This is a genomic window from Planococcus sp. S3-L1, assembly GCF_030063085.1.
In the GTDB taxonomy this organism is placed as follows: Bacteria; Bacillota; Bacilli; order Bacillales_A; family Planococcaceae; genus Planococcus; species Planococcus kocurii.
Map to the genome: position 1 here is coordinate 19,327 of NZ_JASISN010000015.1, position 14,317 is coordinate 33,643.

The 14,317-nt window shown below is 44.3% G+C and carries 15 protein-coding genes; all 15 read left to right on the forward strand.

Annotated elements, in window-relative coordinates; translation table 11 throughout:
• The first annotated feature begins 25 nt into the window (after positions 1–25).
• Positions 26–424 (forward strand): hypothetical protein, encoded by a 399-nt coding sequence (locus tag QMF37_RS13245; protein WP_283478504.1) that lies wholly within the window; start codon positions 26–28, stop codon positions 422–424.
• A gap of 31 nt (positions 425–455) precedes the next feature.
• On the forward strand, positions 456–2,837 hold the full coding sequence (locus QMF37_RS13250) for a pLS20_p028 family conjugation system transmembrane protein (protein WP_283478505.1): 2,382 nt from the start codon (positions 456–458) through the stop codon (positions 2,835–2,837).
• 46 nt (positions 2,838–2,883) lie between these two features.
• Entirely contained in the window at positions 2,884–3,177 is a 294-nt protein-coding gene (locus tag QMF37_RS13255; protein ID WP_283478506.1) for a DUF5592 family protein, read from the forward strand.
• A gap of 2 nt (positions 3,178–3,179) precedes the next feature.
• Entirely contained in the window at positions 3,180–3,809 is a 630-nt protein-coding gene (locus QMF37_RS13260) for a hypothetical protein (protein ID WP_283478507.1), read from the forward strand.
• An 11-nt stretch (positions 3,810–3,820) separates the two neighbouring features.
• Positions 3,821–5,779, forward strand: a complete 1,959-nt coding sequence (locus QMF37_RS13265) for a VirB4 family type IV secretion system protein (RefSeq protein WP_283478508.1) — start codon at positions 3,821–3,823, stop codon at positions 5,777–5,779.
• A gap of 1 nt (position 5,780) precedes the next feature.
• A complete protein-coding gene (locus tag QMF37_RS13270; protein WP_283478509.1) occupies positions 5,781–6,896 on the forward strand; it encodes a lysozyme family protein in 1,116 nt (371 codons plus the stop codon).
• A 3-nt stretch (positions 6,897–6,899) separates the two neighbouring features.
• Positions 6,900–7,529, forward strand: coding sequence for a hypothetical protein (locus QMF37_RS13275; RefSeq protein ID WP_283478510.1), 630 nt, complete (start codon positions 6,900–6,902; stop codon positions 7,527–7,529).
• A complete protein-coding gene (locus tag QMF37_RS13280; protein WP_283478511.1) occupies positions 7,530–8,375 on the forward strand; it encodes an AAA family ATPase in 846 nt (281 codons plus the stop codon).
• Positions 8,376–8,583: 208 nt separating this feature from the next.
• On the forward strand, positions 8,584–8,838 hold the full coding sequence (locus tag QMF37_RS13285) for a hypothetical protein (RefSeq protein ID WP_283478512.1): 255 nt from the start codon (positions 8,584–8,586) through the stop codon (positions 8,836–8,838).
• Positions 8,828–9,970, forward strand: a complete 1,143-nt coding sequence (mobP2, locus tag QMF37_RS13290; protein ID WP_283478513.1) for a MobP2 family relaxase — start codon at positions 8,828–8,830, stop codon at positions 9,968–9,970. The genes QMF37_RS13285 and mobP2 overlap by 11 nt, the downstream gene beginning before the upstream one ends.
• A 15-nt stretch (positions 9,971–9,985) precedes the next feature.
• Positions 9,986–10,441, forward strand: a complete 456-nt coding sequence (locus tag QMF37_RS13295; RefSeq protein ID WP_283478514.1) for a hypothetical protein — start codon at positions 9,986–9,988, stop codon at positions 10,439–10,441.
• An 18-nt stretch (positions 10,442–10,459) separates the two neighbouring features.
• Positions 10,460–10,744 (forward strand): hypothetical protein, encoded by a 285-nt coding sequence (locus QMF37_RS13300; RefSeq protein WP_283478515.1) that lies wholly within the window; start codon positions 10,460–10,462, stop codon positions 10,742–10,744.
• A gap of 32 nt (positions 10,745–10,776) precedes the next feature.
• Positions 10,777–11,724, forward strand: coding sequence for a DUF3991 and TOPRIM domain-containing protein (locus QMF37_RS13305; protein ID WP_283478516.1), 948 nt, complete (start codon positions 10,777–10,779; stop codon positions 11,722–11,724).
• 8 nt (positions 11,725–11,732) lie between these two features.
• Positions 11,733–13,154 (forward strand): ArdC-like ssDNA-binding domain-containing protein, encoded by a 1,422-nt coding sequence (locus tag QMF37_RS13310; protein WP_283478517.1) that lies wholly within the window; start codon positions 11,733–11,735, stop codon positions 13,152–13,154.
• A gap of 8 nt (positions 13,155–13,162) precedes the next feature.
• Entirely contained in the window at positions 13,163–14,311 is a 1,149-nt protein-coding gene (locus tag QMF37_RS13315; protein ID WP_283478518.1) for a hypothetical protein, read from the forward strand.
• The last annotated feature ends 6 nt before the right edge of the window (positions 14,312–14,317 follow it).

Consider the following 14,317-nt stretch of genomic DNA (forward strand, 5'->3'; position numbering starts at 1 on the left):
TAACTACTATATAGGAGTGATTTTAATGAAAAAAGTTGTTGTTTTACTGGCTATCGTTCTCATATTGGCCGGCTGTGGTGAAAAAGAATACTTCAAGCAGATTTACGTTGAAGATGTAAAAGAATATATGGAAGAAGATAAAGATGGATTTCTTTTGGTCGTCAACAAAAACAATCAAGACTTCCAAGAATATGTGAAGAGTGTAGCAGAAAGTGAAGAAATTGAAATTGGCATGTACAATGCCTACCAATCGGAAAAAGGAGCAGAAGACAATCGTCCTGTATTGCCTTTTGATGGCTTTGATCGTTTCAATGAACTTTATTATATCGAAGACAATAAAGTGAAAGGGAATTTGGATATGGGCAGTTATGAGAATGGAAAGTTAACAGAAGAAATCAAGCACTTTTTAGATCTTCAAAAATGATTTCCTGCGGTTTAATGAGGAGTGAAATTACATGAAAGACGCAGAAATTGTAGAAAAGATTGAAGAATTCAGTGAGTTTTTGAGCATCGGCACCGCAATTAGCGACATGGTTCGCTGGTTGGGGTGGGTGTTTGTTAAAGGACTTGCCTTTATAGTAGATGGACTCGAAAACGTGACAGACGAAGTATTGCTCGTCAAACAATTCTTTCAGAATCCAGAAATTGCGGCGTTCGTTGACACGATACGTCCTTTTTTGTACATTCTTTTAGCGTTCAGCCTGCTTTATACCGGTTACTTGCTAATATTCCAGAAGAAATTTGATCGCGAAGGCATAGCCATGAATTTGTTTATTGCGCTGGCTATTGTGGTGGCGCTGTCTCAAGGGATGGACAAGGCCAACGAATTTACGGATGATGCCATCAACGCCATCAATACGAATGAATTATATGATGAAGGCGAAGGCTCTTTATCTGATAACATCATTTCAAGGCAGCTCACAGATTTATTGGAGTTCGATAAACAAGGATGGGAAACAACCGAACTGGATCCTTCAAACACGTTGCCTCTCTCAATGATCAGACACCTATCCGTTACGGAAAAACTGGATGAAGAACGAACTGAATTAGAACTAACACCACAAGGACAAGACATCGTATCGCATAAACTAACATGGTCTGTAAGTGAAAAAGAGTTAGTGAAGCTGGAAGACAGTACATTGATGCCTTGGACAAACGAATTCTATTACCGCTACAACATCAACTGGCTCACATTATTGACGACCCTAGCTGTTATGGCATTTACGCTTTTCTCAATCGCATACAAACTGGCCAGGCTGTCTTTTGAATTAACGTTTAACTACATCCTGGCCTTACTTGTGGCTCCGGCCGATATACACGATGGACAAAAAACGAAAAAAATCATGCAATCCATTTTGAATACGTTTCTCGTGATTATCTTGATTTTTCTCTCCATGAAGATCTATATGATTGGCACTGCGTACGTAGCTGCTGAATTGGATGGCTTGGCCTCTTTAATTGCCTTAATCGCTTTCTCGGTCGCCGTTATAGATGGACCGAACATTGTGGAGCGCTTATTCGGCATCGATGCCGGTCTTAAAAACGGCTGGGGTGTCTTGGCAGGGGCTTATGCTGGTGGCAAGTTGATTTCCGGTGCAGGCGGAGCGGCAATGAATACCCTGAGCCGATCCCGTGGTTCTGGCAGTTCTGAAGAAGAGAATGGACAGGGCGAGAAACTGGCCGGTCGTCAGAATAAGAATGGAGCAGCTACTGAAAATGCTACATCGCCGAATGACAGTGAAAAAAAAGGGGGGACTCAGATCGAATTGGCTGGTAGTGGAATTTCTGCTGGTTTAGCACATGCTAGTGGGCCAGCTGGTCAAAAAGGGCCCCATATGGAATCAGATGAAAAGAAAGACAGTGAGAAAAAAGGACAGGTACCTTCTCCGAATGATGACAGTGAACTTTCGAAAGAAAATACAACAGGAAGTATGGAATCAAATAAACCTGTTGGAAATGATGGGACTGCTCCTAGAAACACACATTCAGGGAGAGTTATTTTACCAGGCGATGAAAAAGGGCCTCAGGATCCCCCACAAGGTGCGGAAGCAGTTGGAGGACAAATACCTTCGCCAAATGATTTAGAAAGCAGCGATTCTAACGCTTCTGGAGCTAGTCCAAGATTAGTTGGTTCAAGTGGTTCTGCTCCATCGCCAAACGATACAAATCGTACAAGTGGCAAGTCATCACCGGCAAGGGCTGCTGGCAGTATCCAGAACCATCCCATGGAACACCAAACAGCTGGACAAATAGATGACGAACTTGAAAGTATCCATGAACAAAGGGAAGGCAATTTCGCAGTTCGTGACAGCTCAGCAGGGATTTCCACTTCTGGTCCGCGTATGGCAGCAAGTCCGAATCCAAGCAACTCTGCAACGGCTCCAGCGTCAACGGCAGGACCAAACCGCAATGAAACCAGCAGTGGACCTTCTTCGCGTCAGCAAAGCACCACGACCGTCAACCAATCTGGCGGTGATCACACGATGGATGAAAACGTCAAGGTGAACGAAACACAAGGCAACACGACACAAGGCACTAGAAACGTGACCTCGAATACGAGCGGCGCTTCTGGTGGGGGTGGATTCTCTTCCGATACACTTGCTGCGCCAGGTGCTTCGTCCACATCAAGCAGCGGATCTAGCCGGACGATTAATCAAGACAGTGCTTCCCGTGAAACGATCGTGAATGAAACGACGGTCAATCGGAATCATCTGCATGAACCGCAACAAACGGACCAACCAAACGTGAACCATATCCGCAGACCAAGTACGCACAACTTGAACCCAGAAGGTTTAAACACATTGGACCGCATCAAGAATTACCGGAGAGGGAGATAGCTGCTTGCAGCTGTCTCTTTTTTCGTTCCCAAAGGAGCTGACACCATTGAGAATCTACCAAATTCCGAACGAAATCACGACGGAATTGAAAATCAACAAAGCACTGTACCTGTTCGATCTGTTTCTCATCATTGGCTTGATTGTTTTCCGAATGATTGCTTTGCCATTTGTGCATGCATCATTGGTCTGGCCATTCACCGGATTCCTGGTTCTGTTCGGGCTGTTCTTGATCATCCGCCCTACCACGAATCCGCAGAAACGAATGAATCAAGCGATTCTGTATGCCATGGTCCGAAAAAAAGACACGTACAGCGCAATTGACTACGAGGAGGGGAACTAAAGATGGCCCTATTTGATGAAACGACGAAACGCAGGAAAGCCCAAAGCCGAACTGCCTTGCTCGACGAGCGGGACATTGCAGCTGAACGGAAAGCGTACAGCACAAAAAAGAAAGTCTTGTCATCATTTGCGGATATTTCGCCAATCGTTGACATCACCGATTCCGAGTTCTTTGAAATGAGAAACGGTGAATTTATGGAGATTCTTCAAATCACTAGCAAGGACATCTATTCCCTAAACGAAACCGACAAAGACAACGACATCTATTCACTTGCTCACTTTTTCCAAGCGTATTTGCCAGCTGTTAAAGTCATCCCGCTCAATACACCGGTCAATTTGGAGATCCCAAAAAGGCATCTCATGCGGGACATCAGACGAAATCAAAATCCATATTACCTGCCACACTTGGAAAAGAAATTGAGAGACCTAGAATTTCTAGAAAACAATCGGACAGATCGAGAGTTTTTCCTTTTCATCTATGGAAACAATGAAAAAGCCATGTTGGAGAACAAGGTCCATGCGCGGAAGCTAATGGCGCGCAGCAATCCGCTCATTGAATTACAACTGGAAAAGAAGCTAAGCATCCTTTATCAATTGGCCAATTTAAATTCTAAACCACTATCGAACGTATAGGAGGACCCAACATGCTGAACTTTTTAAGTAGCTTACTGAAACCAAAGAATGACGACGAAGTAAAAGCGGAAAAGGGATTCAATCCCTATCTGCTGTCGAAGATCCAACCACAAGGTGGCATCAAATTTGAGAGTGGCTATGTAAAGACAGGGGATGGCTATGTCTCTTGCATTCACGTCTACAAATACCAATCACTGGTCGGCGACTTCTGGCTCGAAGAATTGATGCGGATTGAACATGCGGTCATCACACTGGACGTGGCCACAGCCGACAAAAAAGAGATCATCGAATCGATCAACAAATCCATGGCGGAACAAAATACCCGCTACCAAACGGCAAAAGACAACGTCGACCGCATCGATGCCAGAGCCAGTTACGAAGAGCTCGATGGAGTTTATAAGCAGATTACCAAAGGCGAAATCATGAAACGGATTCACCTTCGGGCTTACGTGAAGGCCAAGACGTTCGAAGAGCTGGAACAGCGCGTGCGGCACGTATTGGATGAACTGGAAAGTCTGAACTTCCGAGGCTCGGTCTTGTTGAATGAGCAGGATTATCTGTGGTCTGGTATCTTTGCCAGTTACGACAATCAATTGCAGTACGTCAACAAGCGAAAAGGAAAAGAGATTCAAGCTTTGTCGATTGCCGGCGGCTATCCATTCCATTACACCAGCCTGACAGACGCGCACGGCACCTATTATGGAACCACTGAGACCAATGGCAGCGTCGTCTTTGACCTCTTCCACAAAGACAAAAACCGCAAGTCCTATAATGCCTTGATGGTTGGAAAAATGGGGTCCGGGAAATCCACGTTATTGAAGAAAACGGTAATGGATCAAGCCAGTAAAGGCAATAAAGTCCGTATCCTAGATGTGACTGGCGAATTCAGAAGCCTCGTGGAAGAGATGGGCGGTAAAGAGATTGCGCTGGACGGATCCTGCGGCATCATTAATCCGCTCCAGGTATTCAAGACCGTGACAAACGAGGAAGATGGCTCCACAAACGAAACGCAATCTTTTACACAACACCTATCGAAAATGAGTGTATTCTATCATTTTATCAACCCGCAGGCCAATGCGACCGAAAGTACGGAGTTTGAAATCCTGCTGCGGAAATTGTACGTGGAACGGAACTTGTGGTCTAAAGATCCGGAGCACATCATTCCGATTACTCAATTCCAAGCGAATGAATACCCAATATTCTCAGACCTCCTTTTTCTAGTCAGAAAGGAACTGTACCAAGACTTTGAACAGCAGATCCGGCATGAGAATTTAGCAAAGGAGCGGGAGCTTCGGCTGTCGAATATCGAGTTGTCCTTAACGAATCTGGTGGACAATTATGGCAGTATCTTTGATGGCACCTCTTCTATTGAAAGTTTCGATGATGAAGGCATTGTGTCGTTCCCTTTGCGGAATTTAACCAACTTAAAACCGGAAATCTACCAGGCGCAGATCTTCAGCATTCTGAACATGCTATGGGACAGCATGATTGCAGAAGGGGCGCCGCAGTTCAATGCCTACAACAAAGGGAAGCTCGCGTTTGAGGACGCGTCAAAGTTTTTGGTTCTGATCGATGAAGGGCATCACCTCATCAACACGCGCGAAGTTTCCCAGCCCGCAGTACTGTACTTAAACAAATTTATGCGAGAGGCTCGGAAGTATTTCGGTGGGCTCTTCTTCGCATCGCATCTCATTTCCGATTTCGTACCGGATGGTTCCAATAATGAATACGCAGAAAACGTCAAAGCCTTATTCGACTTGACGCAATACAAATTCATCGGCCAACAAGACGCCCAATCCTTATCGGCCATCCAGAACGTATTCAAAGGACAATTAACCGAATCAGAGACGCGGGTCATTCCGCACCTTGAAACCGGGAAGGTCGTTCTTTCTATCTCTGGCGATAAAAACATTGTCTTTTCTGTAGATGTATCGAAAAGAGAACTGGCGATGTTTGGTGGGGGTGCCTAAGATGGGACAGTTTCGTTCAAAAGCACAATTCGCCAAGACCGTATTAAAGCTAGCCTTGCTAAAATACAACCCAATCGGCATGCAAGCCAAACTGATCATTGCAGGATCCGCTCTGGCCATCGGTATGCTCCTACTCTTCACAGCCGGCCTCTTTTCCATGTTCTCTAGTTCCGACGATAGCTCTTCGGGAGTGGGGGTAGGCGTTGGACCCGCATTGGTTTCTCCAGAGGTCGCTCAATACCGAGAGCCTATTTCGAATGAGTTGGCTAAATACAATATGGAAGACCAGACCGAATTGTTGCTGGCGTTGATGATGCAGGAATCTGGGGGGAAAGGCAACGACCCCATGCAAGCCAGTGAATCAAAGTGCGGTTCGATTGGCTGCATCACCGATCCAGATGAAAGCATTACTTATGGCGTGAAGCACTTTGTTTCGGTCTTTGAGAGTGCCCAGAAAGACATCCAACTAACCCTGCAAAGCTACAATTTCGGGAGCGGCTTTATTGATTATGTATTGAAAAATGGCGGCTCCTACACCAAAGAGCTCGCCATTTCTTTTTCGCAATTACAGTACCAAAAACTAGCACATACCGGCATCTATAAGTGTCATCGTCCGGAAGCCATTAAGCACAATGCGTGTTATGGAGACATCGGCTATGTGGATGCTGTACTGAAGTATTTGCCGTCTGCCAGCCTGGGGAATTCAGACATGATTGCCGAAGATTTGGCATCGCCCGTCAGCAATGACATGCGCGTCACTTCTCCTTATGGGTGGAGAAATATCGGAGCCGGACCCGAACATCACGACGGTATTGATTTAGGCTGCACCGAAGCCGATTCCATCCATTCCGTTAAAGCAGGAACCATTGTATACGCTGGAACGTATGGCGGTTACGGGAACGTGGTCACCATTCAGCATGCTGCCAATTCGTTCTCTACCTACGCACATTTAAGCCGCATTAGTGTTCAAGTAAACCAAAAAGTAGAGGGCGGCAATCAAGTCGGCATGTGCGGCGATACCGGTCGTTCCTTCGGATCGCATTTGCATTTTGAAATCAAAACACAAATGTGGGGCGGGTACATGGATCCCGCGCCGTTCTTATTTAAGGAGGCCTAACGCATGCAGCTCACTCAAAAGTCATTGGTGATTCTTCTTTCTTTTCTTCTAGTCATTTCATTGGTTGCCAATGTCTATAGCTTTTCTGTCAATGACGAAAAAAGCAATAAAGCGCAAAGTCAGCTAGCGAAATACGAAAGGGGGTTAGTCGAAAAAGAGAACGAACGTGCATCCCTGCAGGAAGAACTCAAGGCAAACGAGGTCACCGCTCCAATACAAGATGAAGAAGTAGAAGCAGTAGCTTCAGAGTCTGAGATCGAACCGGATAAACGCATCAACACCGCTCAACGATTTATCGAATACGCATTTGAAACCCGTCCGGAAACGTATGCTACTCGAAAGAAGTTGGCGCTAAATTACATGACGACAAGTCTTTTTGAAACCTTGTATTCTTCCGACGGTATAGATGAAGAGCAGCAAAAAATAACGGTGACCATCAAAGAAGCCACTGTTTTTCCGAATAACCAAGATGAAAAGGAAGCGATTGTTTTTTACACATACGAAGAAGAAATTCTTTCTTCTGGATACAACGAACAAAAGGAAATGTATGTGAAGCTTTTGTTCACCGTAGAGGGCAACCAATTAAAGGTGGCGGAAATTGAGCCACTTGAAAATGAATACGGGGGGATCTAAATGGCGAAAAAGAAAAAGAAAAACCTAAGACTGAACATGTCGACTCTTTACATCCCGTTGGCCTTACTGTTCATTTTAGGGTTCGGTTTTTTCGGAACGTCGAAGCTGTTCATGGCTGAAGATGTTCCCATCAATCAAACCGAACTGAACGAAGAATTTGATTTGCGGGCGAATGGAACATTCATCGTAAAAGAGTGGACCTACGACAAAGAACAGAGGCTGATGGAAGTCACACTGGTCACGAGCGGTATAGAAGATTACCTCAACAAGCTCGATTTCACTGCCGTCAGTCGGAAGAATCTCTCTGCAGAACTTCCGACAGAAATTGTCTATGACGAAAGCGATATTTACATCATCCACATCAATGAAGTTCCAAAAGACTTCAATCAACTTGCGCTTCGGTTCAACAAGAGCGATAAAAGTTACAACGAAATATTTACGGAAGTTAAGGAAGAAGAAGAGCAAAATAAGGTGATTTCCACCATCTACACGGACCAGCGAATCGTCAAAGAAGAGGCAATCTCTGACCGGAATTTGACGGAATACGCACAAGAAATCACCAGTGAACTGATTGCAGAAGCGGAGCGAGACATCAAATCATTAGAAGACAATAGCCGTATGACAGACGAGGTGATTGCCGAAATCCAACAGGAAATCGAGCAGTTGCAAGCAGACCTTTTGTATCAAACCGTTGATGAACAAGTCGAAACAAACAATGACGTTTTCCAACTGGAGAAGCGCATTGAAGACTACAAACGGGACAAGCAAAAGATCAGTAACGACACCAAAAATATTCGCGCGAAAGTCGAACGCTTGAAACAAAAACAATACGATTTGAACATTTAGAAGGGGCTTCCATATGGAGGCAAATGGCTTTTTTAAAGGCTTCCATATGGAGGCCTTTAGGTGTTTTTCATGATATCACCCAAACCCCAGGCTCCGCCTGGTCTAGCACAGAAAGTGATAGCAGTTTTCCCTTATGCTCTTCGCTACCCATATCCCAGGAACGGCATTCATCAGAATTTTGATACTTACAAACCAAGGAGGTTTTGACATGGATCTATTAATACGGGATATTGATCCCCACGCAGTCAAAAAAATCGATGAATGGGCCAAGAAAAAGAAAATTTCGCGGCAAGTCTACCTAAAAGAATTGATTGAAAAGGCGACGATGCTGGAGATGATTTCGAACGTGGAAGACAGCTTCGAGAAACAGCTTCAAGTCAATACGCTGTTCCTGGAGAAAACATCGGATAGCCTCAATGGCTTGATCGATATCCTGAAGGAGTTGATGGTCGATGACGACTAGACCGGCTGTTGTCATCAAATCAAAATTTATTGTCGGCAGTGGTGGAGGGACTTCATTTAATAACTACTTGAATTATATGGACCGGGCGGAAACACACGACAAGACCAATGATTTTGAGAAGTACCAGGACTACATGAGCAACGAAGAGAAGTCCACCGGGCTCTTTACGATGAACAAAGATAGCCTCAACGATGAGGACAAGGTTTTCTTCAAGGAAGAATTCAAAAAAGCACAGGAGAGTGGCAGCATTTTGTGGCAGGACGTGATTTCTTTTGACAACGAGTGGCTGAAAGAAAGCGGTGTGTTGGAGGAGAAAAACATCGACACGAAGCAGATTCAAGATGCCACCCGCTCTGCCGTACAGGACATGCTGAAGAAGGAAAGCATGATTGATTCAACCATCTGGACAGGTGCTATCCATTACAACACGGATAACATTCATGTCCATGTTGCCATTGTGCAGACAAGGAATTTTAAAGAGCGGGGCAAACGGAAACAAGGTTCTATTGATTCCATGAAATCGAAAGTGGCCAACAACATAATGGACCGCTCCAAGCACAACGAAAAGCTCAATGTGTTTATCCGAGAGCGGGTCATCCATTCTAAGCGAGACGATCCGTTGCTCAGTTTCAAGAATCAGGTCATGAACCGCGAGTTGGTCCGGCAATTTAAGAAAGTTCATCAGTTGCTACCGGAAGACAAACGGATGTGGCGCTATAATATGAACGCCCTTCAAGAAGTCCGGCCGGAGATTGATAAACTGACGACGCTCTACATTGAAAAGAACTTCAAAACAGAATTCAACGACTTCCAGAAGCAACTGGAGAAGGAAGTCGAGATCCATAAACGTATGTACGGAAACTCCGAGAAGTCGAAGAACTATCGTCAGACCAAAATGACCGACTTGTATACGCGGATGGGCAACACCATCCTTAAAGAAGCGAGTGCATATGAAGTGAAACAAAATGAACGCACCAGAAAAAACAACAAAAAGCTAAGCCCGTTTTTTGTTCAGCGCGATCTCAACAAGGCGATCTATCTCGTTAACCGCTACGCCAAAGATGATTTTGAAAATGCTAAAAATCAACGCGCTTATGAAGAACTGCAGAAAGAACAGGAATACGAAAGATAGAAAGAAGGTGACCTCATGGATGAACCTTATCCGCACATTAAGAATCAGCATCGATACCGCATTGATGAGGAGGTGCATCAATACCTCAAAGACTTCGCCATAAAGAATGAGCTGCCACGCGAGAGCAGTTCTCGGGCTTTAGAATTGGTTGTCAACGAACACAAGCAACTGGTCTCTGAAAAGGTCAATGCGAATTTATTGTCACAAGTACTTTCACAGAACATAACGGCCGCTGTCGAAGAAATGATTGGAACGGGCATCGCAAAAGAACTCGAAAAAGTGCGATTGGGAACCAACAACACCGATCGCAATACGCAAAAACTCATTGAATTGGTCCAGGGACTTCTCCAGTTACAGAACATCGACCACATCATGACGACGGATATGAACGCCCCTCCTTTCTTGAAACAGGTGGATGAGTTAATTGAATCTCGGATCACCGAACAGAAGCAGCGAAAAGACAATCAATAGAAAAAGGAGCGGATAATCATGGCAATATTTAGCCACAATTACACACTGGGTTTGATTAAGGAAGTTGGAGAAGAGGATGTATTGATTTCGGTGAACGGGAAAGATTTTGAAGTCGAACTGAAGGAATCTGACCGCGAAGTGCTGCTCCATATGGTGACAGAAAATATTTTCTTAGTGCCCGTGGATTCCGATACAAACGAACTCATCTTGCATAGGGAAGAAGCCGCCGTGCGTGAAGAGTTTCCGGAAATGGAATTAGCCGAGCTGATAGGAGCAACTGACGAATATGACGAGGAAGAGTGAATTTTTTCTAGTAATCAAAAGGAGTGATTGGGGTGGGGGATCGAGTGGACAGAGAAGAAGTTCGAAAAGCCAACGATGTACATGTTCTGGACTATTTGCATTCAAAAGGCGAGAGCTTGGAACGGCAAGGACATTACTACCGACATCCGGAACATGATTCGCTTGTCATCAAAGACAGTGGGCATTGGTACTGGAACAGCCGAAGCAAGGGTGGCTATGGCGCCATTAGTTTTGCCCGGGAGTATTATGACCTGACGTTTCAGAATGCAGTTCGAGACGTGAATTCACACGAACATTCTCAGACATTTGCCAAAGAAGCAGAATGGTACACGGCAAGAGAGTTCGAATATCCCATGCATCATGAGGTTAAAACGCAGGGACACATTTCTCGGTATTTAATCGAGGAGCGGAAGCTGGATTCGAAAATTATCGCCGCTCTCATCCGGAATGATTTGCTTGCGGAAGATAAATTAAAGAATGGTATTTTCAAATGGAAAGATTCTGAAGGCAAGGTTGTCGGGGGCGATCGGCAAGGCACCGTAAAGATGGACAACAAGCGCGGTTCCTTCAAGCAGATACTAGCCAATAGCAAAGAAGACGGAGGATTCCGGTTGGACATCGGCTCACCGAAAAAAATTGCATTGTTTGAAAGCCCAATCGATGCACTCAGTTATTTCGAATTGAAGCGGCCGGAAAACATCCGCCTACTGTCCATGTCTGGACTGAAAGACCAATCCGCGACTACTGGCATTCGAGACTTAATTAAGGACTGCAAGAAACGTGGAGCGGTCGTGGAACAGGTCATCTTTGCGGTCGACAACGATGCAGCCGGTGAGCAGTTCGTGAACCGCTGGTCCAATTACTTAACAAATTTCGAAGTCGATAAGCCAAAAAATAAAGACTGGAACATTGATTTGGTTGAAGCGAAAACTCCTACGAAAAAGAAGGAGCCGAAAAAAGTAGTTGAAATGGAAAGGTGAGGATCTGAATGGCATTCAAAGGGAAAAAGAAAACGCCTGAAGAGAAGATGAAGGAAATTGAAGAGCTGACCGCGGGTATGGATCAGCAAATCGACTCGTATTTCGTTTCCGAAACAGCGATGCGGGAACACTTGGCGTTCATGGCCAACTTCTATAACTATTCACAGCGCAATATGACTTTAATCGATAAGCAATTTATGGGAGCCGAGGCAGTCGGCTCCTTTAATTTTTGGAAAAACAAAGGTGCGGCTGTTCAGAAAGGCGAGAAAGGCATTAAAATTCTCGTCCCGACGCCGGTCCAGTTTTATAAGAAGAACGGCATTGATGTGCCTGTATCGTCCGCCAGTAAACAAGATCGTGAACTGATTGATCGAAAGCAACTGGAGACAACTAAAAAAACGTTCTTTAAGATCGGGCATGTCTTCGAATACACGCAGACCAACGCCCGCGAATTGAATTTGTCGGTTTCTGAAATATTCGGGAAATACCACCGGGACGGAAGTCTTGAAAGCAGCAGAGAAATGATGGCCGCATTGAATAAGATGGCAACTAAGTTGGATTTTATCATTGTAGACGAATCGCCATTCGAGCTGGGAACAGCCAAAGGGGCAGCCGCCCCATCTGAAAAAATAATTGCATTGAATCCGCGGAATACAGAATTCGAGAACGTATCCGTGCTGATTCACGAATTAGCGCACGCCAAAATGCACACACCAGAACGTGCTAAGGAATTATCAACAAGCGAGAAAGAATTCCAAGCGGAGATGGTCGCGTATGTGGTCGCCAATCGATACGACATCGATACAGAAGACTTCACGCTCTCTTATCTAGCAAACTGGACAAACGGAGCAGCGTTGAAAGACAAAGAACAATTATTGAACGAAGTACGCAGCACATCCAGTGAATTTATCGACGAAATAGATTCACATTTTGACCAAGTAAAAGAGAAGGAACAGCTTCAAGAAAAAGAACAGTCTGTTCCTTCTGATTTAGAGATAGAGGCGCACGCATTGAATCGTGGAAAAGAATTGAATGCCAGCGAGCCTGTGATGTATATATACGGCATCAGCACGGAACTACGTCCATTCGGTGAGATGAATAACCTAGACTTCGACCAATACAAACAAGAACAGATTGCCTACTTTGTTGCTATTCCAAGCGAAGGAAAAGAAACTCTTCTAATCTCTAGCCAATATGAAAAAGGTGAGTACATTCATCCGCTCCATCAATTGGAGAAGGAGCAGCTGGTGGACAAGGAATCGGTGGCGACATTGGAAACTAACTATCACGACGAATTATTGAAGCAAGACGATGCCTACATCCAGTCATTCGCCGCTCGTTTGAAAACGGAGATTCACAAAGAAGAGGCTACTGCGACGGATAAAAACAAAAAGTTGTCAAAAATAAATACAATCGAAATCGAAAGGTGAGGAAAAATATGACACAAGAAAAAGCATTACAACGCAAACATTCCCTTAAAATCATGGCATCAAAAGCGTCACAGGGATACGACATTGATGAAGTTGGCATATTTATATTAAAGAATGGAATTACAGGCAAAGAGCACGGTGTGGGGATGTTGGGCGAAGGAATTGAAAATGATTTTTTAACGAACGTTTCTTTGTACACGAATGAACCTGAAGAGATTATCCGATTCACGAGAGAGGGTATGTCGCTTGATGAAGCCGTCTCCAACGCCTTGAATGATTACGTCTTGAGTGACTTGATTAAAAATGAAAAAGAGTTGTGGACAGATATGGAAGACTACGGATTAGGGTTCACGGCAAGCTATGAATACGATATCCCTTTGAGTGAGATGAACGTTGATCTCCATGACTTGATTGTGAAGGAAGAAATCACTGATTTGTTAATAAAAAATGAGAAAGGCGCTTTGATGAAAGAGGACGTTCTTGATTTCGGGAAACTTATTGAAGGTGATGATACCTGCTATGATCTCGGAGACAAATTCAAAGAACCAATTCAAAACATCCTGAAGGAAAACCGTTTCGATGCTAAGGAACTCGCAGTAATAAATAGTGCTTCTCAAACACTTAATGCCGATATCAATTTCAACTCTTTCGTTGTCTCAAAAGAAATTCTACAAAATATGAAGGGGCCAGGTACGATTGATTTCAAAGAAAAAAGTTATCCAAAAGAGTTTCTTGAAAAATTTCAAGAGTTGAACGCCATTGAGCCTGTGATGTATATACACGGCATCAGCACGGAACTACGTCCATTCGGTGAGATGAATAACCTAGACTTCGACCAATACAAACAAGAACAGATTGCCTACTTTGTTGCTATTCCAAGCGAAGGAAAAGAAACTCTTCTAATCTCTAGCCAATATGAGAAAGGCGAGTACATCCATCCGCTTCACCAATTGGAGAAAGAGCAGCTAGTGAATAAAGAAACCTATCAGGTATTAGAGAATGGGTATCATGAAGAACTGCTGAAGCAAGATGAAGTATATATCAAGAACTTCGCAAATCGGTTAAGGGCAGATAGTCATAAAGAAGATAGTCTTGAATTCGGAGAAAACAAGCAGCCCCCTAAAGCAAATAACATCGAAATTGAAATCGAAAGGTGAGGATGA